Annotated in this window: 16 protein-coding genes and 1 pseudogene; 11 read left to right on the top strand and 6 right to left on the bottom strand. The window is 40.6% G+C overall.

Features of this window, described 5'->3' with window-relative positions; genetic code table 11:
* Positions 1 to 89 precede the first annotated feature (89 nt).
* The 7 genes from ACJAT7_RS07155 (at position 90) to ACJAT7_RS07185 (ending at position 11,624) form a co-directional block, all read left to right on the top strand.
* Positions 90 to 1,052: an ATP-grasp domain-containing protein gene (locus ACJAT7_RS07155; protein WP_415226111.1), complete on the top strand. Its 963-nt coding sequence runs from the start codon at positions 90 to 92 to the stop codon at positions 1,050 to 1,052.
* Positions 1,021 to 2,463, top strand: a complete 1,443-nt coding sequence (locus ACJAT7_RS07160) for an ATP-grasp domain-containing protein (protein ID WP_415226112.1) — start codon at positions 1,021 to 1,023, stop codon at positions 2,461 to 2,463. The genes ACJAT7_RS07155 and ACJAT7_RS07160 overlap by 32 nt, the downstream gene beginning before the upstream one ends.
* A gap of 14 nt (positions 2,464 to 2,477) precedes the next feature.
* Positions 2,478 to 5,147, top strand: coding sequence for a M14 family zinc carboxypeptidase (locus tag ACJAT7_RS07165; protein WP_415226113.1), 2,670 nt, complete (start codon positions 2,478 to 2,480; stop codon positions 5,145 to 5,147).
* Positions 5,148 to 6,108: 961 nt separating this feature from the next.
* Positions 6,109 to 7,809 carry a dipeptide ABC transporter ATP-binding protein gene (locus tag ACJAT7_RS07170; RefSeq protein WP_415226114.1) on the top strand — a complete coding sequence of 567 codons (1,701 nt, stop codon included), beginning with the start codon at positions 6,109 to 6,111 and terminating at the stop codon, positions 7,807 to 7,809.
* A gap of 178 nt (positions 7,810 to 7,987) precedes the next feature.
* A complete protein-coding gene (locus ACJAT7_RS07175) occupies positions 7,988 to 9,544 on the top strand; it encodes an ABC transporter substrate-binding protein (protein WP_415226115.1) in 1,557 nt (518 codons plus the stop codon).
* 155 nt (positions 9,545 to 9,699) lie between these two features.
* A complete protein-coding gene (locus ACJAT7_RS07180; RefSeq protein WP_415226116.1) occupies positions 9,700 to 10,677 on the top strand; it encodes an ABC transporter permease in 978 nt (325 codons plus the stop codon).
* A 2-nt stretch (positions 10,678 to 10,679) separates the two neighbouring features.
* Positions 10,680 to 11,624: an ABC transporter permease gene (locus tag ACJAT7_RS07185; protein WP_415226117.1), complete on the top strand. Its 945-nt coding sequence runs from the start codon at positions 10,680 to 10,682 to the stop codon at positions 11,622 to 11,624.
* A 244-nt stretch (positions 11,625 to 11,868) separates the two neighbouring features.
* On the opposite strand, the gene ACJAT7_RS07190 is transcribed toward ACJAT7_RS07185, so the two are convergent.
* Entirely contained in the window at positions 11,869 to 12,750 is an 882-nt protein-coding gene (locus ACJAT7_RS07190; protein WP_415226118.1) for a LysR substrate-binding domain-containing protein, read from the bottom strand.
* A 172-nt stretch (positions 12,751 to 12,922) separates the two neighbouring features.
* Here ACJAT7_RS07190 and ACJAT7_RS07195 point away from each other — a divergent pair, with 172 nt between their 5' ends.
* The 3 genes from ACJAT7_RS07195 to ACJAT7_RS07205 all read left to right on the top strand — a co-directional run bounded on the left by ACJAT7_RS07195 (position 12,923) and on the right by ACJAT7_RS07205 (position 15,912).
* Positions 12,923 to 13,903, top strand: coding sequence for an aldo/keto reductase (locus tag ACJAT7_RS07195; protein WP_415226119.1), 981 nt, complete (start codon positions 12,923 to 12,925; stop codon positions 13,901 to 13,903).
* 72 nt (positions 13,904 to 13,975) lie between these two features.
* On the top strand, positions 13,976 to 14,911 hold the full coding sequence (locus ACJAT7_RS07200) for an aldo/keto reductase (protein ID WP_415226120.1): 936 nt from the start codon (positions 13,976 to 13,978) through the stop codon (positions 14,909 to 14,911).
* Positions 14,912 to 14,928: 17 nt separating this feature from the next.
* On the top strand, positions 14,929 to 15,912 hold the full coding sequence (locus ACJAT7_RS07205) for a Gfo/Idh/MocA family protein (protein WP_415226121.1): 984 nt from the start codon (positions 14,929 to 14,931) through the stop codon (positions 15,910 to 15,912).
* Between the two features lie 514 nt (positions 15,913 to 16,426).
* Here the strand turns inward: ACJAT7_RS07205 and ACJAT7_RS07210 are convergent.
* From ACJAT7_RS07210 to ACJAT7_RS07230, 5 genes are all read right to left on the bottom strand, one after another.
* On the bottom strand, positions 16,427 to 16,639 hold the full coding sequence (locus tag ACJAT7_RS07210; protein WP_415226122.1) for a cold-shock protein: 213 nt from the start codon (positions 16,637 to 16,639) through the stop codon (positions 16,427 to 16,429).
* A gap of 446 nt (positions 16,640 to 17,085) precedes the next feature.
* Positions 17,086 to 17,688 (bottom strand): ABC-type transport auxiliary lipoprotein family protein, encoded by a 603-nt coding sequence (locus tag ACJAT7_RS07215; protein ID WP_415226123.1) that lies wholly within the window; start codon positions 17,686 to 17,688, stop codon positions 17,086 to 17,088.
* Positions 17,678 to 18,574 (bottom strand): MlaD family protein, encoded by an 897-nt coding sequence (locus ACJAT7_RS07220; RefSeq protein ID WP_415226124.1) that lies wholly within the window; start codon positions 18,572 to 18,574, stop codon positions 17,678 to 17,680. Before ACJAT7_RS07220 ends, ACJAT7_RS07215 begins: the two co-directional genes overlap by 11 nt.
* Complete coding sequence (locus ACJAT7_RS07225) at positions 18,564 to 19,328, bottom strand: ABC transporter ATP-binding protein (protein WP_415226125.1); 765 nt, start codon at positions 19,326 to 19,328, stop codon at positions 18,564 to 18,566. Before ACJAT7_RS07225 ends, ACJAT7_RS07220 begins: the two co-directional genes overlap by 11 nt.
* A complete protein-coding gene (locus tag ACJAT7_RS07230; protein WP_415226126.1) occupies positions 19,325 to 20,476 on the bottom strand; it encodes an ABC transporter permease in 1,152 nt (383 codons plus the stop codon). Before ACJAT7_RS07230 ends, ACJAT7_RS07225 begins: the two co-directional genes overlap by 4 nt.
* 427 nt (positions 20,477 to 20,903) lie before the next feature.
* Here ACJAT7_RS07230 and ACJAT7_RS07235 point away from each other — a divergent pair.
* Positions 20,904 to 21,087 (top strand): annotated as a pseudogene (locus ACJAT7_RS07235) (hypothetical protein); the annotation flags it as partial.

Consider the following 21,087-nt stretch of genomic DNA (forward strand, 5'->3'; position numbering starts at 1 on the left):
AATATGTAGATAGAAATTTTTATTTAATCATAAAAATATTTAGCGTTATTTATACGGAAGAATTTACTTCGAAATGGGGTGATAAAATAATGAGTAGTAATGTAAATATAGGTTCAGAACCAACGGTTGGAATGTGGTTATATAAAAACTGTGGAGGCGTTGAAATACAGCAAAAATTAATCGATATGCTGGCAAAAAAAGGGATAAAGACAATAACGGATCTAAATCTAGGAAATTCTTGCGCATCTGGAGGTGAAATTATTTGTAACGGCATTAATATGGAAAGTTTAGACGCTTTTTTTTCATACAATGCAGGGGAGCAATCAGCCTTTCAATTATATATGTATCAATTACTTAATCAGACTACTTCTACCCTTAATAATTATGATGCCTTTGCGTTGACCGAAGATAAGTTTTTAACTGCTCATGCATTAAATCATGCCGGAATAAGAACGGCTGAATATCGCATGATTCATCGTGATGATATTTCATTATTAAAAAAAACAGTCAGCGATTGGCAAGGGCAAGTAGTCTATAAGCCTACCGATGGCTGGGGAGGGAACGGGTTAGTTAAGATAGAGGACGAAAGAGCACTCGATGTTTTAATTCCCTTTTTAAACCGGATGGGGCTGGAAAACCTGTATCTAGAAAAATATATTAATTACGATAAAACAGATTGGCGAGTTGATATTGTTAATGGTGAATTTGTCGGTTGTTATGGCCGTAGCGCGCCAGAAGGTGATTGGAGAACTAATATTACCAGCGGCGGTTCTATTTTATTACGGGAGCCTAATGATGATGTTATTGAATTAGCTATCAAGGCGGCAAATGTCACCGGGCTGGAAATTGCAGGTGTGGATTTATTATATGATTTAGATGCTCAAGAATATGTTGTACTTGAAGTGAATGGGATACCTGCATTTGCGACACCTGAACAGGAAAAAATCGGCTTAAATTTTAACCAGCTTAAAATCAATAAAATAGCCGACCTTATAGAAAGCATTGTAGAAGGTGAACATAGTGAAAAAAGCTATACAAAAATCGTTGCCTAAAATTGGTTTGTTATATTTAGACCATGTCTTGCGTTTTTTTGATAAATCAAATTTTAAGGGTTGGCCGGATAAAATAGAAACCGTTATTTACCATTGGCGAAATGATAAACAATGTTTTATCAATGAAGTTAGACGAAAGAAAATTGAAGTGATAATTGGTAACGTACCTGCCACCGCATATGAAACGTTTAGAGAAATATCCCGTGCATTGCCTAATGTCCAGTTTATACCCTCATTAGATGCTCAATTTGCCAATAAATCTAAGGAAAATGTTACCCAACTTTGTGAAAAATATAATATTCCCATTCCTAAAACAAAAATATTTTATGAACCATCAGAGGCTTCGCAGTTTTTTAAAAAAACGGTTTATCCGAAGATTATTAAAAAATCTTATGGTCCTTCAAATTATGGGGGATATTTTGTTCATAAAGTAGATAGTAACCAAGAGGCCACAGAATTACTCAATAAGAAAAAGTATTACCCCGTTTATACACAAGACTTTGTGCCGATGGCCGCTGATATCCGTGTGATGTTGATTGGTCATAAACCAGTTTGTGCTTTTTGGCGCAGACCCCCTGAAGGTGAATGGTTAACCAATACCAGCCAAGGAGGCAGTATGGACTATATGGATGTGCCTCAAGGGGTATTAGATCTTGCGGTTAAAGTCTCTAAAGCTGCGAATGCTGAATACTGGGCTTGTGATATTGCAGTGGGGAACGATGGAAAATATCGCATTTTAGAATGTGCGACTGCTTTTGCCGCATTCCCTTACATTCGGGATTGGATTGGTCAGTATTTAATGTGGAAATTATCCACAGGTCAATTTAAGCAACCTTATATTCCTCCCTACAATTGGGAAGAGTTGTGCAAGATCAGCGCCCATGTTTTACGTACTATGCGCTATATAACTTTTGGACGAAAAGTCTATCCAAGTTGTGATAGCGGTGAAATGTTTACGGCACTCAGTGATGATGATTACCCCATAATAAATACCATTGACGGTAAACAGGAAGAGTGGCCGAGTGAAGTCTGGAACCGGCAAGATAACTACTGTAAGCGCGAGCCTAACAGGCAAGTAGCAACGGACACTAATCGAGTCAATAGTTCATCCGCTCTAACTGAGTCCAGCGCTCTCCTCGCAAATGAAGAGTGTGATGAATCACCGCTACTTAAAAATATCGAATCAATTTTAACCATGACTGTTGATGATGTTGAATTTTTCTTAATGGGCATTAACGGAATAGGTAAAAAACACACCGAGCTCATTATTCAAACCCTCAGTGTTGAAGGTGTTTATAACGCCTTACAGGGTGACGGTACCCATTTTTATCAAGTGAAAAACATAAAAAACAAAAAAGTTGTCAGCATTATGGAAGCCTGGCAAGTATTTAAGCTGAAGTTTAATTATTAGAGTGAACAGAGATAATGAAAAAACAATATTTTTCGTATCAAGAGACGATTGACTTCCTTAACACGGCAGCCACTGAACACCCTAATTTAATAAGGGTACAAAGTATTGGTGAAACGTGGGAAAAGCGGCCTATTGTGATGGCAACGATTAGCCTGGATGTTGCAAATGCGGACACTAAACCCGCCTTGTTATATACCGGAACTATTCATGCAAGAGAGTGGATTGGTATTGAATTAGCAAATAATTTTATTAAGTATATTATTGATAATTATCAATTCAATCCTAAGCTGCAACAAGCATTAACGCTTAACACGCTTTATATTGTTCCCTGTTTAAACCCGGATGGATTTGAGTTCTCGCGTACTCATTTTTCATTTTGGCGTAAAAATCGACGTGATAATGGTGATGGTAGTTTCGGTGTAGATTTAAACCGTAACTTTGGCGTGCGATTTAAAACCCGCTCCGATACCAGCTCAAATACTTACAGTGGCCCAAATGAATTTTCAGAGCCAGAAACATCTGCTGTTCGTGATTTTGTTGAAAGCCATGCAAATATTACTATTGCACTTGATTACCATTCACAAGGTAATGTTTTCTTCCCGGCTCATAAATTTAATCATGAAGCTGAAATAGATACGACAGATCTCAATATACTTTGTGCCAATATGGCATTTGAAATAGAAAAAGTGACCGGTAGAAAATACGGTATTCATCGCGGCAAGCCACCTACAAACTTAATCAATGGTAGCGGTAGAGAGTATTATTATAATCGCGGCATTATTGCGACGGTCGTAGAAGTGGGCACAAAAAACATTCCTGATTATATGGAAAATATGTCGCAAAGTGTAAATGAAAATATTCCGGCATTAGTGTACGCTTTTGGCTCCGCCATTAACTACTCTCATTTGGCACCGAAACGAGTAGATAACTTTAATCTCACCGAGTTAACCGAAAACAATATCTCATTAGAATGGGAATATTCTGAAAACGACCCTGTTTATTTTGAAATTTATCGCAGTATCAGTCATAAAAGTCCCTGTACCGATGATAATTTAGTGGGTATAACCAAATCATTGTTTTTTACCGATGTGCAGTTAAAAACGAGTCAGTACTATTTTTATAAAATTCGAGCCGTTGATCAAAAAACTAAAATCAAGGGGCCTTATGCGCCTGAACTTAAATTAAAAACCTTATTAGCGCATGACAAATATAGCAAAACCCTATTCCCTGCCAGCCAGGATATTGGTTATGTGGGGCAATATACCCAAGAGAAAAATCAGGAACATTTTGGTTTAAATTCTTTATTTATTGGTATCAATAAATCTCGAGGCATTTGCTATGGCGTAATTGCTTTTTCACTGGATCGCTTACCGGATGATGCCACCATTAAACAAGCAAGTTTCTCTCTCTATCCGATGAATAGGGTGAGTGCAAAAATTGAAGGCTATGGTGAATGGGGAATTTCATTTTTAGATGCGAGCTCTGTCCCTAATATTCGTGATTATAACGATATTGCCAATGCCACTGTCATTCACTCGGGACAAACGATTGAATCAGATCGTGTTACCCAAGGTGTCTGGAGTGCTTGGCATTTAAATGGTAAAGAACGGGATATTCTACAACAACAATTGAAAACGGGTACAGTGCTTATTCGTATTGATGGCCCTACGCTATTACCTAAAGGTAACGATTCTCAAATGATGCAGTTTGACATAGGTTATGGTCGCTTTGGCTCGGGCATTCATTATCGCCCTAATTTAGATATCATTTATAGCCGTCAACCTAAAACCGTTGAAGTCTCTCCCACTGCAGTTAATACTATCTCTGAAAATGGCATTGTAACGGGTAGTTTGCAATCGGGTTATGATGAAAATGGCCATGAAATTTATGGTCAGTTGTCATTTGCCTTGCATTCTATGCCTGATCCGGAAAAAACCGTGATCACCGATGCCTATTTAGAGCTTGAAAACAGCAGTGCCCTTGGTGATAAAAAAGATATTCGTTTTACAGTAGAGCTTGCTGAATTTGAAGGCATTAATATTGAAAGTATTAAGCAGCGTGAAAGTATTCAGTATATTGGATATGAAGTCGGTCACGAGCAATTACGCTATAAAACACAACATTTTTTTGATTTTGATACGCTGAGCAGAACAGAGCTAGAAGGGTTTCATTTAGGAAATAAGCAAGCCTATTTTATTATTCGTGCAACTGCCGCATTGAAAAATGGGCAAGGCGAACTGATTAACTGGCTTAATGATCCTGTTCACGACAAACAGGCTAAATTAGTCATTGAATATATTGAACGTGCTAAGTTTGCCTTACAACCTCCCAGCGATATAAAGACATCAATAGAAAATAGGACAACTAAAATCACATGGGAAAATCCTGAAAGCAAAGACTTATTAGGCTCTTTTGTGGTGAGAAACCGTTTTCATCCACCGCGTTCTCCTTTTGATGGCGTTAAAATTTATGCAGGTCAAGATACCTATACCTATGATAATTTTGGTAACCCCAATATACCGAAATATTATTCTATATTTTCATATGATGATGTGCCTAATTATTCAATTCCAACTTGTATTTACTTCAGTGTTGAAGAAACGATTCCGGTGATTGAAATTGATCCCGAGGAGGTTGAAATTCAAGGAGATGACAATATGCAAAGTTCGGGTGATGATATTTAAATAGATCTGGGGCGTTCTTATCTCGCTCTTCTTCAATCCGCTCTTGCATGACCTGCATTGATTTTGTGTTTTTGAATATTGCGTTGATATGGTTTGCTTGATTTCGGCGAACAGTCCTTATTTATTTTCAAACCAGGCTATCAGAAAATATACAAATACTTGGATCCGTTTAGTTTTATAACGCACCTTGGGGTAAATAATCGACACCGTAATCGATGGAATTTGCCACTGCTCAAATATGGGGATCAATAAACGAACCGAGAGGCGTCAGCGGATTGCCTTATTTATCCAGAAAATAATCAGGATAAGCAAAACTGATCAGATAATGAAGCGAATTGGTATAATACCCATCTGAACCTATATGTATAAATCCGAGTTGACGTGATGTGTTTCACGTTTAATGCAATTTAATACTCTGTCTTTATAGGTACTATCGTTTGATTTTCATACCGTTATAAAAATTATTATCCATCCTTCCAGTGACAGACCAAAGCAGAGCGTTGCACACCAATCTGGTGCGTGTTGATTAGGAGTTGATTTTTTAATCGAGGTGAAGTTGGCCATGATTTATGATCAAAAAAAACAGCAGTCCAAGCGCCACAAGACTTGCCTTGGTCATTATTTACAAGGAAGGGGGTGTCACAGGCTATTAAGTTGATAATTTTCTTTGGCATCTATTTTGCTAGTATTACACTTGGTCACTGTTTAAAAATGGCTTACTGCCTGTTTTCATAGTAAAAATAATGTTGTAAAGGTTATTTTTAAGTATTAATGCTTTGTTGTATTCCTAATTTGGATCATTGCAAAATCAAATATATTGAATAATATACCCCCACTCTCATATAGCGTTTTATTATTAGTTATGTTTTTTTGTTCTTTTATCTCGTCATCTGTAAAACATACTAAATGGTAATAATTTTTTGATGCTAGGTGCTATTCATCTGATTGAAGGTAATTGATCATGTCTTTATTAGAAGTAAAAAATCTTCGCATTGAGTATCCATCTCGTCATGGAATCCATGCTGCCGTTAAATCACTCTCGTTTTCAATAGAAAGAGGAGAAATTGTCGGCGTTGTTGGCGAGTCAGGTGCAGGTAAATCAACTGTCGGTAATGGCATTATGGATCTGTTGAGTCCACCGGGGGTTATTGCCAGTGGTGACATTTATTTAGAAGGTGAAAAAATTTCCGGTTTAACCGCTGAGCAAATGCGCTCAGTACGCGGCTCGAAAATTGGTTTTATTTTTCAAGATCCAATGACCTCTCTAAACCCACTTTTCACCGTTGAAAAACAATTAACAGAAACAATTCGCGCAAATTTAAAGGTTACCGGAAAAGAAGCGTATCAACGCGCGCTGAATTTAATGGAGCAAGTAGGCATTCCTGATGCGCATTTAAGAATTAAACAATATCCACATCAATTTTCAGGTGGTATGCGCCAACGTGTTGTTATCGCAATTGCCCTTTCTGGTGAGCCGGACTTAATTATTGCAGATGAACCCACTACCGCACTGGATGTTTCAATTCAGGATCAAATTCTGACCCTTATCCGTAACCTGTGCATTGATAAAAATGTTGGTTGTATGCTGGTTACCCATGATATGGGCGTGGTATCTAATGTAACGGATAAAGTTGCGGTGATGTACCGCGGTGATTTGGTTGAGTTTGGCGCAACGGAAAAAGTGCTTGGAAATCCTGATCATGACTATACGCGCAGCCTGATCTCTGCGGTACCTCGTTCAGATATTAAATTAGATCGATTTCCTCTGGTAAATTATATAGAGGAAGCGGGCGAAATGAAGAAACTGGATATAAAAAACCATTGGTTAGGCCAAAGTGAAGATCAGCGTGAATATAGCGGGCCGCTATTAAATGTGGAAAATGTCAGTTTACGTTTTACCACCAAAGACTCAATGTTTGAGAGCCGCCGTGAATATGTTCAAGCTAACAATAATATTAGTTTTCAAATTAACGAAGGTGAAACCTTCGGTCTGGTGGGGGAGTCCGGTTCGGGTAAATCAACCATAGCGCGTGTCATTGCCGGTTTATATACTCCAAATGAAGGGAAGATCACCTTTGAAGGTATTGATTTAACTGCAATAAAATCAGAAAAAGAGCGCCGGCCAATTCGCCGGCAAATGCAGATGGTATTTCAAAACCCCTATACTTCAATGAATCCTCGGATGCGTGTATTCGATATTATTGCTGAACCGATACGCTTTCATAAACTCGCCAAATCAGAGGCTGAAATTCGTCAAATTGTGCATGATTTATTAGATCATGTGGGGTTAGGGCGCATGGCTGGTGTGAAATATCCGCATGAATTTTCAGGTGGTCAACGCCAGCGTATCTCTATTGCGCGTGCCTTAGCAACAAGGCCGCGTTTATTAATCTGTGATGAACCGACATCCGCTTTAGACGTCTCTGTGCAGGCGCAAATATTGAACTTATTAAAAGATCTTCAGGATGAACTGAATTTGACCATGTTATTTATCAGTCATGATCTGCCGGTTATACGTCAAGTGTGTGATCGTGTTGGGGTGATGCAGCAGGGCAAGTTGTTAGAAGTTGCGCCTACAGAGCAATTGTTTAACACGCCACAACATCAATACAGTCAACATCTTGTTTCTTTAATGCCTGAATTTAAAGGGCTGAGAGCTTAATTCTTAATTTATCAGCCACTGATATTAACGAAAAACGCAGTGTCCCATAAATTGAATTTACAGGTTAATAATAGTGGTAAGCACGACAGATAAACTAAAGTTTAGCAGCGCGGTGTGACAACATTTTACAACAACTAAAACCAACGGGAAATTACTCCCGGCATCAAGGAGTTATGTAATGAAATTCTTCAAGACCAAACTAGCGGTTGCTTTGCTGGCAGCAGGATTAAGCTTCAGTGCTGCAGCGGCAGATATTACTGTTGCCTATGATTCTACCCCGGTATCACTTGACCCGCATGAGCAGCTTTCAGGGGGAACGCTGCAGATGTCGCATATGCTCTTCGATCCGCTTGTTCGTTTCACTAGAGCATTGCAGTTTGAAGGCCGTTTAGCTGAAAAATGGGAACGTATTGATGATACAACATTCCGTTTTCATCTGCGTAAAGGCGTTAAATTCCACTCTGGTAATTTGATGACTGCGGACGATGTTATTTGGACATTTAATCGTCTGAAAAACTCTGCTGATTTTAAAGGCGTTTTCTCACCTTATGAGAAAATGGTTAAAATTGATGATTACACGGTAGAGATTAAGTCAACTGAACCTTACCCGTTAGTACTGCAAACGGCGACCTACATCTTCCCGATGGACAGAAAATTCTATTCTGGCGAAATGGACGGTAAAGATAAAAGTGAAATTGTTAAACATGGCGGTTCTTTTGCGTCAACCCACGTTTCAGGTACAGGCCCCTATACGATAACGACGCGTGAACAGGGCATTAAAGTGGTATTTGAGCGTTTTGATGATTATTGGGATACCAACTCTCCCGGTAATGTTGATAAGCTGACACTGGTAGCGATTAAAGAAGATGCAACTCGTGTTGCAGCGCTTCTTTCCGGCGATGTAGATATGATCTACCCGGTGGCGCCAAACGATCAGAAACGTGTTGCTGAGACTGAAGGTCTTAAATTAACCACTGTTCCCGGTTCGCGAATCATCACTTTCCAAATGAATCAGAAAAGTAATCCGGCGCTTAAAAATGTGCGCGTTCGCCAAGCGATTGTCCATGCAATTAATAATGACGGTATTGTTAGAAAGATTATGAAAGGTTTTGCAACCACGGCTGGCCAACAAGGCCCTTCTGGTTACGCCGGTTATGATGAAACATTAGTACCTCGTTTTGATGTAGCAAAAGCGAAGAAATTAATGGAAGAAGCGGGTTACTCTAAAAACAAACGGTTACAGCTTTCTATGATGGCGCCAAACAACCGTTACGTGAAGGATGCCCAAATTGCACAGGCATCTGCCGGTATGCTAGCTAAAATCTACATCGATGTAGACTTGAAAACGCTGCCTAAAGCGCAATACTGGCCTGAATTTGATGTGTGTGCTGCGGACATTATGATGATTGGCTGGCATTCAGATACAGAAGATTCAGCTAACTTCTCTGAATTTTTGACCATGACGCGCAATGCTGAAACGGGCAAAGGTCCTTATAACTGCGGACATTATTCTAACCTTGAGGTGGACAGTTTAGTTAATGCGGCTAATGCTGAAACAGATCCTGCTAAACGTGCGTCTATGTTACAGAAAGTAGAACAAATATTGTACAAAGATGCTGCATTTGTTCCTCTTCATTGGCAGAATTTGGCATGGGGAGCAAAATCTAATCTGCAGATTGAACCCATAGTTAACTCCATGAACTACCCGTACTTCGGTGACCTTGTTGTTAAATAAAAGGTTGTTAAATAGATAGTAGTTAAACAAGCTAATAAAGGCCCTATTTATTTAGGGCCTTACTGTGCAAAGAGATAGTTTTTCCATTCAAATTTTTATTGCGAGACCTTAGTGCTTCGTTTTAAACGTTTATTAATTAATTTGAGGTACAAGGAATGTTTACGTTTCTGATCAATCGTCTTTTTCAGGCGTTGGTAGTGATGTTTGTGATCAGTTTGGTTGCATTCTCTATTCAAGATAACTTGGGCGATCCGCTTCGCGAGTTAGTTGGCCAATCTGTTTCCGAGGACGAGAGGCAGATACTGCGTGACGAATTAGGTCTTAATGATCCATTTCCTATTAAATACACCCGTTTTATTTCCAACGCTGCGCATGGGGATTTAGGCACCTCTTATTTCTTTAAAAAGCCCGTTGTTGACGTCATATTAGATAAACTTGAAGCAACCCTTGAACTGGTTTTGGGTGCGGCATTGATTATCATATTTGTTGCCATACCGCTGGGGGTCTACTGCGCTATTCACCCTAAAAGTACATGGACAAAAATGATCATGGCATTCAGCAGTTTGGGTATTTCCATTCCGGTTTTTCTGACTGCAATTATGCTGATGTATCTGTTTTCCATTGAGCTTCAGTGGCTCCCCTCCTACGGACGTGGTGTCACCGTTAATGTTTTGGGCTGGGATACAGGATTTCTCTCCAAAGATGGTCTGTTACATCTTATTTTACCTTGTATTTCGTTAGCGTCGATCATGTTGCCGCTGTTTATCCGCTTGGTGCGTTCTGAAATGCTGGAAGCGCTTAGCTCTGAATATGTTAAATTCGCCACGGCGAAAGGGTTGCCGATGAATAAAGTTTATTACCAGCATGCTCTGAAAAATACTATGCTGCCAGTGCTTACCGTTGGTGGCGTGCAGATAGGTACTATGGTGGCCTATACCATTTTGACTGAGACTGTATTTCAATGGCCGGGAACCGGGTTTTTATTTTTAGAAGCTATTAACCGTGTGGATACCCCCTTGATCACAGCTTATGTGATTTTTGTTGGTTTAATCTTTGTTGTGACAAATACTATTGTGGATCTCTTATATGGTGTGGTTGATCCTACCGTAAATATAACCGGTAAAGGCGCTTAAACATGAATACTATTACTTCTTCTCATGTTCCTACCCGTTGGGAACGTTTGAAAAATTCAGATCTGATCTATTATTTTTTGAAAGACAAAATTGCAATGTTCAGCTTTGCTATCTTCCTTACTATTTTAGTGATGGCTTTATTTGCGCCACTCATTGCACCGACTAATCCCTATGATCTTACCAGTATTAGTCTTATGGATTCGGAACTTCCCCCTGCGTGGATGGCAGAGGGGGATGAAAACTTTGTACTGGGAACGGATGATCAAGGGCGCGACATATTCTCAACCATACTTTACGGCTCACGTTTATCGTTAACCATTGGCTTTTTAGCCGTCGGTTTGCAGCTCATAATAGGCATAGTGGTTGGGCTTTCTTCTGGCTATTTTGGCGGACGTATTGACAGTTTTCTAATGCGTTTTGCGGATGTACAGCTTTCCTTTTCAACCCTGATGGTGGCGATTATTGTCTCTGCTATTTTTAAAGCGAGTTTTGGTAACGAATTTTACAGTGAATATGCGGTGATCATGCTGGTGGTGATAATCGGTATGGCCGAATGGCCGCAATATGCGCGTACAATTCGTGCTTCGGTACTGGCGGAAAAAGAAAAAGAATATGTAGAAGCTGCGCAAGTAATGGGATTTAAAGCGGGTCGAATAATGTTCAGACATATTTTACCAAACTGTCTGTCACCGATTCTAGTTATTTCTACGGTACAAGTCGCTAATGCTATTATGTCTGAAGCTGCATTATCATTTTTAGGCTTAGGTTTACCCGTTGAGCAGCCTTCATTAGGCGCCTTGATCAGCATAGGTTTTAAATACATTTTCTCGGGCGCCTGGTGGATAACACTCTTCCCCGGTATTGTACTGGTAACTCTAGTACTGGTTATTAACCTCTTGGGTGATTGGTTAAGGGATGTCTTTAATCCGAAAATTTATAAAGGTTAACTCTTTATTATTTCCATTGTTCCCTCTGAAATATGTTTGTTGGCAGGGGGAACTGCCTGTTTTTCAATTTGGAGCGCTGACCTTGTTGGATGAAAAGGAAAGCAATACGATGAACCCATAGCTAACGCTACTCATTCATCGGCTCTTCGCAGTCTATAAACCTGATCTTATCTTTACATCCGTTAACCGTTATAAACCTTTGAATCTCCCCGATTGCATTAGCTCCCTACCAGGTGAACTGTCCTTATTTATTTTCAAACCAGGCTATCAGAAAATCTACAAATACTTGGATCCGTTTAGTTTTATAACGCACCTTGGGGTAAATAAGCGACACCGGAGAAGAGGGGATTTGCCACTGTTCAAATATGGAGACTAATTTGCCCGTTTGTATATATTGATCAGTATAAAGTTCATTTAAGCGTACTATGCCTACCCCCTCAATGGCTGCCCTACATAATATATGACCGTTGGCAGAGGAGAGTGAGCCTGTAACAGTTACATCCTGTACTTGTTCTGAACTTTTATGTTGGAAGTGCCATTTTCGTAAGCTGCCGCATAAACAATTGAACTGGGCTAATTGTTGTGGCTGATTGGGTTTCCCCTGTTTTTTGATAAACGCAGGGCTGGCAACCACATCGGTTTTTATCTCCATCAACTTACGTGCAATAAGCGCTGAATCATTTAATTGTCCCATGCGCACCACTAAGTCTACGTTTTCAGCAATCACATCAACTTGTGCGCTGCTGAAATCAAGTTGTATTTCAACGTCTGGATATTGCTGCATAAAAGCAATGACAGCAGGTGCGAGCATATTTTCTGAGAATAAACCACCCACTGAATTGAGTCGAATTAGTCCGGCTACCTGGTCTTGCTGCTCATTCAGATTTTTTCGGGCCTGTTCTAAAATAGCGGCGGCGCGGGCGCATTCGCTGTAATAAGAGTCGCCCGCATCGGTCAGTCGTATTTTACGGGTTGATCTGTGTAACAGGGTGATCCCGAGGGTTTTCTCCAGGCTCGATACTTGTTGTGATACGCGAGATTTAGATGTTTTAGTCTGCTCTGCTGCACGGGTAAAACTGCCCGTTTTTACCACCGCTAAAAATGCCAATATCTCAGGTCTCAACATAAATTATTTTCTCTCGTTTTTTGATTGTTAAATAAAGTTAAACAGTGAGTTGATTGTATTGGTGATGATAAACACTGCTCGATTTATTACAATAGTGGATATCATAGGATGCGATTAGATTATCGTTAATCTTTTGCAGTTATTTGTTTGTCGTAAATAATAGGTGGCAATAATGGAACAACGAAAATTGGGTAAAAGTGGACTCTCTGCATCGGTAATTGGTTTAGGTTGTTGGCAGTTAGGCGGGGATTTTGGTCCGGCTGGTGTTGAGAATAGCCAACAAATTTTAAGTGCGGCTGATAGTGAAGGGATCACTTTTTGGGATACTGCCGATGTATATGGCGGTGGGGAGAGCGAAAAGAAAATCGGTTGTTGGCAACGCGCACATCCGCAACCACGCACCATTGTCACTAAGCTTGGTCGTGATGCTTCTCTTTACCCGGATCAATACACAGCTGAAAATATGCAGCGCAGTATTGAAGGCTCATTAGCGCGTTTACAGGTAAATTGTATCGATTTGGTACAGCTGCATTGCATTCCACCTGCCGTGTTACAAGGTGATGCTGTATGGCACGCGCTAGAAGACTTTCGCTCACAAGGCTTAATTAACCATTACGGTGCCAGTGTTGAAAATATTAAAGAAGGGTTAATGTGTCTGGATAAGCCGGGTTTAACCTCATTACAGATAATCTTTAACCTGTTCCGCCAAGATGCAGTTCAGCAATTGCTACCACAGGCCGCAGCGGCTGATGTAGGGATTATTGCGCGCTTACCACTGGCTAGTGGTTTATTAAGCGGAAAATTTGATTTGAACACGCAATTTAGTAAAAGCGATCACCGTAACTACAATAAAGACGGCGCGGCATTTAATGTTGGCGAAACATTCTCCGGTTTACCTTATGGCAAAGCAATTGAATTAGTGAATGAACTCAAAGGTTTGCTCCCTGCTGATATTCCATTAGCGCAACTCGCGTTACGTTGGCTAGTCGACCAACCACAAATAACCAGCGTTATTAGCGGCGCAAGCAGCGCGCAACAAGTTAAGCAGAACGCTCTGGTTGCAGCCATGGCACCTTTATCAAAAACATTACACGATACATTATCTGACTTCTATTATTCAAAAGTGAAAGAACATGTTCGTGGTGATATTTAACCGCAAGTTTGAGTCTGAGGACATAAATTATCCGGACGGTTAATCGTCCTAAAATAACTAAGTGGGCAATATATGAAACAAAGAAAATATGGAAAAACCGGAAAAATGGTTTCACAGTTAGGATTTGGCGCATGGCAGTTAGGCAATACCAATAAAAACGAATGGGGAGATGTAAATCAAGATCCTATTCGCCTTGTTCATGCCGCCATCGATCAGGGTGTTAACTTTTTTGATACCGCACCTAACTATGGTCAGGGCGCCTCCATGGAATATTTAGGCAAAGCCCTGGTTGGTAAACGCTCTGCAGTTGTCGTCAATACCAAGTTCGGCCACGGCCCCGATGGTGAAAACTTTGATCATAAAACACTGAAAAAGACGGTTGAAAACAGCCTATCTATCTTAAAAACAGATTATATCGATTCAGTATTGCTGCACAGTCCTGCAATTGAATTGTGCGATGGTGACAATCCACTTTATGACGTGTTTCAGGAATTAGTACAGGAAGGGAAGATACTTGCCTTTGGTGCATCACTTGATGATTATCAAAGTATCCATAAACTCGTTAGCACAACACCCAGTAATATCATCATGCCGCTCTATAATATCAATTTCCAAGAGAGTGGTAATGCGTTTAAAGAAGCGGCTGAAAAAGAGTATGGCATAGTCGTAAAAGTGCCGCTGGACTCCGGCTGGTTAACGGGTAAATTTACCAGTGAGAGTCGTTTTAATGATATACGTTCGCGCGGGTATAGCGATTATATTGAGCGCCGGTTTGCTCTGCAGCAAGATCTGCTTAAAATAATCGGTACTGAGATGACGCTTCATGAGGCGGCTCTCTCATTTATTCTCGCACAACCGGCAGTTTCTACGGTGATCCCAGGGATCAAAAATGAGCAGCAGTTGGCAGATAATATCGCCGCGTCTCAAAAATCAATCTCCCCGGAACTACAACAAAAACTTAAAGAATATTATGACACCCAGGTTAAATCAGTGCCTTTAGGCTGGTAAATTATAGGCAGCAGCAAATGAACTCACTAAAAAACAGGAATATCCGTTGGGGAATTATCGGCCTGGGTCATATAGCCGATACATTCGCGAGCGATTTATTAACGGTTAAGGGGGCAGAGCTATATGCCGTCGCCTCAAGAAGCGAGCAAAAAGCGCAGGCCTTTGCGCAAAAACATCACGCAACTAAAGCCTATGCTAGCTATGAGGCGTTAGCCAATGATGCAAATATTGATGCCGTTTATATAGCAACACCCCATTCCGAGCATAAAGGAAATGCACTCTTATGTTTAGAGCAGGGGATCGCCGTATTATGCGAAAAACCTTTTGCCATGAATGGCGAGCAAGTGAATAGCATGATTGCCGCCGCGAAAAAAAATAATGTGCTGTTGATGGAAGCGCTTTGGACCTATTTTCTGCCGCATTATCAATTTGTATTAACTGCGTTAAATAACCAAACCTATGGCAAGCTCCTTAAAATAGAAGCAGATTTTGGTTTTAGACGGGAATTCGACGATCAATCCAGGTTGTTTAATAAATCACTGGGTGGGGGCAGTCTTTTAGATATAGGTATCTACCCGATATTTGCGGCACTTTCGACACTTGGAATGCCTGACACAATAACAGCCGATGCGACCTTCTTTGATAACGGAGCAGATTCCTCCTGTTCCATGACATTTGACTATAACAATGGTTCCACAGCATTATTAAAATCGACATTATTGGAATCAACCCCCGGTGAAGCCGTGTTCTATTGCGAGCAAGGCATAATTAAAATTAACCGCGGTTTTAATAGTCCGTCAACGGTCACCTTAATTAACGATGCAACTCAGGAAAATATTGATTTCGACTGCAAAACACACGGCTATAACTATGAAATCAATCATTTTAATGCGCTGTTACGTCAACAAAAAACCGAAAGCGATATCATGACGTATAAATTCAGCCAAAACCTGATAGAAACCTTAGACTGCGTGAGAGAACTTATCGGTTTGCAATACTGATATTTTTATTTTAAGAAGCTGGGCTGGACTGTAGTTCACTTTCAGATAAAAACAGGGCAGGGCCGTTTTATATTGGGGAATTTTGTGGGCTTAAGTCATTAATAAGCCGTTTTAGATGATCAGGCTTTATTAGGTAGTAGCAGTAACGAAGAGGTGTTCCCGCTCGGTTATTTTAAGAGGATAGAGGCTCCTCAAAAATAACATCGCTGGTGGTATTACTTAGTTAATTGTTGTGATTGTTTAATTGTATTTTTTGTTTCTGATATTTGATCGCGACTTTGTTGGAACCAAAATCGTTTTCTTCCCGTAGCACGAGCCATAACAAATTTCCTTTTTTATTTAAAAGAATAACCAGTACAGTTCTAAATTTTAGAGCTCACAATAAAAATATAAATCGACATAACACAAACTAAGTGGGTGTTATTGAGGTCAATATTTGTAGCGAGTAATTTAAATGTTGTAATGATTTACTAAATTAAAGGTGACCTAACATCACCTTTTCGATGGCACTAAATTATAGTGCGATTACATTTGTAGCCTGCAGACCTTTTGGGCCTTGCTCAACTTCAAACGAAACTTTTTGGCCGTCAGCCAATGTTTTAAAGCCTTCAGAAGCGATTGAACGGAAATGACAAAACAGGTCATCGCCGCCGTTATCTTGAGTAAGAAAACCGAAACCTTTTGCTTCGTCAAACCATTTTACTAAACCAGTTGTTGAATTAGACATCTTGTGTCCCTTATATAAATTCATTAAAAAAATATCGCAAAAATGCGCAGCGCTGAGATTGAATTATTGAATGTGATGATCAAGCTAAGGGATAAACGAAGGACAACTACAATGATGCGGGAGTGACTAAGATAACAACTTGGACTTTATAATTTCATTAATAACTCTGAATTAAAGAGCGAACGCATGGTAACTGAAAAAAGCAACAACACCAAATTTTATTTTCAATATTAATTATTTTGCTGAATTTAGAGGCAGATAGGGAGGTGAAGAGGTGTTAAGTCTTCATTTCACGAAACCGTCGCGGTTACCCATTAGTTTGCAACATGAAGACAATAGTTATTCCCTGCTCAAATATTTTTAAGCTGTATTGGTTTTCGAACTAACGCCCTGGAGGGCAAACTGATTTTGCATCGTAAATGATAACGGATATATATTCTGATAATTTACTTCAGCCAATCAATCAGTTCCTGAGTAACGATAATAACAGCTTTGTTCAGTGCGGCTACCGCTCCACTGGCATTCATCGGCAATGCGACTGGCACAGTTGCAACAAAATCTCGACTGGCGATAACTCTGTTTGTATTTTTATCGATAAGGCTAAAGCGCATTCTTATAATGCCAGAGGAGGTCCCGTCATCATTGATGCTATGGCTGAAATCAAATAGTGTACTTTCCAGCAGAAAATCAGATTCTGACTGTGATGAGTAAGGAACGACTGCAACATAACGACCGCTTTTTTCAAGTGCTTCCTGAAAAATAAGCAGCAACATGGTCGTAGGCGAATCACTCCAGCGGCTATAAGCGTAGCTGTTCTGCCCATATCGTGCATCGCTATAAATTATATCTCTACCATTAAAGAGATGCGTGCTGCGAATCCTGCCTAACATAAGAATGCTGGCCGGTTTTGCTTCGCTACTCTTAGATAGTTGAAAAGTATTCAGCTCTGGAGAAAGGGTATAGGTAGAAACAGGCGGCAGTTTTTCGCCGGCACATCCTGTCACCCCTATCAATAACGCTGCCAGCAAAATAAAATCTCTATTTTTCATGATAACCCTCCTCACCGGGTCCCGGAATCGGCTGCGAACGTTTGAAAAGCAGATCAGCTGGGCTGTTTTTAATACCTTGCAGGGTTGTCTGCAGACTTCCTGTCAAAATGTCCAGATCGCTTAAAAGCTGGTTCAATGAACTAAAATTCGTGCGCATCCCTCTGCTCATTTCCTGACTAAGACCGGTTGTATTCTTATCAAGATTATCAGCCATCTGCTCGATACTGGTTGCGGCTGCACTGATCTTTGCAGATGTTTCGGCTATCTTGTTCTCCATCACGATCCCATTATCAACAAGCGTCTGAATACCTTCTAACTGGACGCGCAGATCTTTAACCAGTTCTTTGCTTTCAAACAGCAGCAGTTCAACATTATTTAAATTTTTATGACCGAGTAAGCGGTTGATGTTTTCCAGTGTCTCAGTGGATTTTTCTGCGAATTGACTCAAAGATTGATCAATTCTTTTTAATGTTGACGGTCTTGACGGGATAACGGGTATCGTATCATTTACTCTTTTTAACAATGCAGCCTGTTTGTCTATGCCTTTCAGTTCGATATAAGCAAGCCCGGTAATACCGTAGAAATTTAGCGCCGCAGTGGTATCCGTCTTGATAGGTATCTCCTGATATATTTTGAGGAGTAATTCCACCACTTCAGGGTTATCCGCTTTTAGTCCAATTCTAACCACCGAACCAACGTCCACTCCTCGATATTTAACAGCGGCATCTATATTCAACCCTGCAACCGATTCTGATAAATGAACAAAGTAAGTATCATAAGTTTTTTGTCCGTATTGCTTTGTTAACCAGAAGGTTGTGCTTAACAATACAGCCGTCAGGATAACAACGAAGAGTCCGACAATCGTGTAATTTATTTTACTTTCCATGACCACTCCTTAAGCGCCCGCGCTCTCCCCGGAAGAACTGCTGGATGACAGGATCGGACTGCTGTATCACCGCCTTCAGCGTACCTTCTGCAATCACTTTTTTATTTGCCAGAACGGCAAAACGATCCACAATTGTCCAGATGGAGTCAAGATCATGCGTCACCATAACAACAGTGAGATCCAGCATATCTCGTAATTCAACAATCAAATGGTCAAATTCTTCAGCCCCGATAGGATCCAGTCCGGAAGTCGGCTCATCTAAAAACAATAATCGCGGATCCATAGCCAGAGCCCGTGCCAACGATGCGCGCTTGACCATGCCGCCGCTTAACTGAGCAGGATAGAGATCTGCTGTGTGGGCAGGAAGACCTACCAGGTTGATCTTCATCTGTACAATCTCACGGATCAGTTTTTCCGGCAGCGTTGTATATTCCTTGAGACTGATCGCTACATTTTCCATTACCGTTAGTGAAGAATAAAGTGCCCCGTGTTGAAAAAGTACGCCCCACTGACCCTGCAGTTCGGCAGCTTCCGCTCGGCTTATATTGATCAAATCGTGACCGAGCACTTCTATTTTTCCAGATGAAGGTCGTAACAACATGATCATCTCTTTCATTAATGTCGATTTTCCTGAACCACTGCCGCCCAACAGGCCATATATTTCACCGTGCTGTACGCTCAAACTCACGCCGTCATGAACCACATTGTCAGCAAACCGAGTCACCACGTCCACCACACTGATAACGGTACTCATATGCCCAACTCCGTAAAGATAACGGAAAAGAGTGCATCACAGGCAATGACCAGGAAGATAGCGTTGACCACACTGATTGTAGTGTAGCGGCCAAGACTTTCAGTATTTCTGGAAACCTGAAAACCCCGAAAGCAGCCGGTGATTGCAATTAACCAGGCAAAGAAGGGGCCTTTAAAAAGCCCTATCCAGACGTGTTTTATATCGAGTACATTTTGCAGACGATGGATGAATTCGGTATAGGAAATATTCAGGTGCATATTGGAAACAATCATCCCCCCCGCAATACCAATAATATCCGCAAAAAAGATCAGCAGCGGCATGGCAATCATTAAGGCAATTATGCGTGGAAGAACAAGAAACCGGTGCGGTTCAAAGCCCATGGTTCGCATGGCACTAATCTCTTCAGTAATGGTCATCGCACCAAGTTGCGCAGTATAGGATGAGCCGGTTCTACCGGCTACGACTATTGCGGTGATCAGTGGGGCCAGCTCTCTGGTAACAGAAATGGCTATCATGTCTACTATAAAAATATTGGCGCCAAACTTCTGCAACTGCAACGCGCCCTGATAGGTGATCACAACACCAATAAGACAACTTGTCAGGGAGATAATAGGCAGTGCACGAACACCCGCTTCTTCAATATTTTTGACAATCGATGCATAGCGGATGGACGATGGATGCTGCAGTGAGGTAAGCAGCGCAGCAGAATTTTCACCGATAAAGGCAAGAAAATCTTTAATATCCTGGCAGAAATTTGATGCAGACTTGCCAATATTACTGAATGGGAGCAGCAAGCGATATAATAAGCGGGGTTTTGACACCGCTTGCTGAGAAACATGGGAACGCAACAGCTGATAAAGATCTTCATACTCAGACCTGGCGCCTGTCAGCTCGACAGTGCAATGCTGTAACGTCAGTAAATCATGGTAATGGATATAAAGCATCATACCGGCAGAATCTATCTCTCCTACACCTGAAACATCCCATTGTATGGACACATTTTCGAGCGAGCCGGCATCGGTTTGTAAATATTTAACCACATTATGAAGGGCTTTAGCCGTCCAGTCTCCCTGGCATCTCAATAATACTGAACCAGTCTTTACTTGAATCTTCTCAACCTTTGCCTGTTGTAGTTTCAAATATGTCATCCATTTAAAATCAATCACTTTTATTGGCGGTCGCTGATCATCAATAATATGATGCCTTGGTCAGAGTATAGTAAGAATAAAAATCCGTTACCAAAAAATGCGCAAGATTTACAAATGGAATGATGCTGCCAGGTTTTAAAGTGAGCATGTTTTTATTAGGCGCAGCGATCCGGGGCTTGTTTTTTTATCACTTTAACGCCTTGTGGCTTTTGATGGAGGATTTAAAATCTGTCTGTTATCTATGCTTAAACAAGGGGTTAATGTTGTGGATTAATCTAACTGCGCGAGATCTGGATCGCATTTTTAAGCGGATAATTAACAAAACGGCTTTTATTTTATCAATTAGCCTTGAGTTGGGCATATTAAGTCTTCATGTTTAATACAGCTGCCAGAATGGTCTGGCAGCTGTATTATATAGGGAGACTTAATGAATAAGCTATTCCAGACCCTTTTTGTTTTACTGGCTATCTCTTCTCAGACAAATGCCGCCCCCAGCAAACTTAATCATAATATTGATGCGGGCAAGTTATTAACCTCCAACCAGGCAAACCGTAAAAATTCCGATTCTGATAGTCCATTTCCTTTATCAACACTCTCTTATCAGGAGAAAG

The organism is Psychromonas sp. (assembly GCF_047632995.1).
Taxonomy (GTDB): Bacteria; Pseudomonadota; Gammaproteobacteria; order Enterobacterales; family Psychromonadaceae; genus Psychromonas.

What these genes read in the sequence shown, in the direction of transcription:
- ACJAT7_RS07155 (WP_415226111.1), top strand. Translation starts at nt 90, where the DNA reads ATGAGTAGTAATGTAAATATAGGTTCAGAACCAACGGTTGGAATGTGG.
- ACJAT7_RS07165 (WP_415226113.1), top strand. Translation starts at nt 2,478, where the DNA reads ATGAAAAAACAATATTTTTCGTATCAAGAGACGATTGACTTCCTTAAC.
- ACJAT7_RS07170 (WP_415226114.1), top strand. Translation starts at nt 6,109, where the DNA reads ATGTCTTTATTAGAAGTAAAAAATCTTCGCATTGAGTATCCATCTCGT.
- ACJAT7_RS07175 (WP_415226115.1), top strand. Translation starts at nt 7,988, where the DNA reads ATGAAATTCTTCAAGACCAAACTAGCGGTTGCTTTGCTGGCAGCAGGA.
- ACJAT7_RS07180 (WP_415226116.1), top strand. Translation starts at nt 9,700, where the DNA reads ATGTTTACGTTTCTGATCAATCGTCTTTTTCAGGCGTTGGTAGTGATG.
- ACJAT7_RS07185 (WP_415226117.1), top strand. Translation starts at nt 10,680, where the DNA reads ATGAATACTATTACTTCTTCTCATGTTCCTACCCGTTGGGAACGTTTG.
- ACJAT7_RS07190 (WP_415226118.1), bottom strand. Translation starts at nt 12,750, where the DNA reads ATGTTGAGACCTGAGATATTGGCATTTTTAGCGGTGGTAAAAACGGGC.
- ACJAT7_RS07195 (WP_415226119.1), top strand. Translation starts at nt 12,923, where the DNA reads ATGGAACAACGAAAATTGGGTAAAAGTGGACTCTCTGCATCGGTAATT.
- ACJAT7_RS07200 (WP_415226120.1), top strand. Translation starts at nt 13,976, where the DNA reads ATGAAACAAAGAAAATATGGAAAAACCGGAAAAATGGTTTCACAGTTA.
- ACJAT7_RS07205 (WP_415226121.1), top strand. Translation starts at nt 14,929, where the DNA reads ATGAACTCACTAAAAAACAGGAATATCCGTTGGGGAATTATCGGCCTG.
- ACJAT7_RS07210 (WP_415226122.1), bottom strand. Translation starts at nt 16,639, where the DNA reads ATGTCTAATTCAACAACTGGTTTAGTAAAATGGTTTGACGAAGCAAAA.
- ACJAT7_RS07215 (WP_415226123.1), bottom strand. Translation starts at nt 17,688, where the DNA reads ATGAAAAATAGAGATTTTATTTTGCTGGCAGCGTTATTGATAGGGGTG.
- ACJAT7_RS07220 (WP_415226124.1), bottom strand. Translation starts at nt 18,574, where the DNA reads ATGGAAAGTAAAATAAATTACACGATTGTCGGACTCTTCGTTGTTATC.
- ACJAT7_RS07225 (WP_415226125.1), bottom strand. Translation starts at nt 19,328, where the DNA reads ATGAGTACCGTTATCAGTGTGGTGGACGTGGTGACTCGGTTTGCTGAC.
- ACJAT7_RS07230 (WP_415226126.1), bottom strand. Translation starts at nt 20,476, where the DNA reads ATGACATATTTGAAACTACAACAGGCAAAGGTTGAGAAGATTCAAGTA.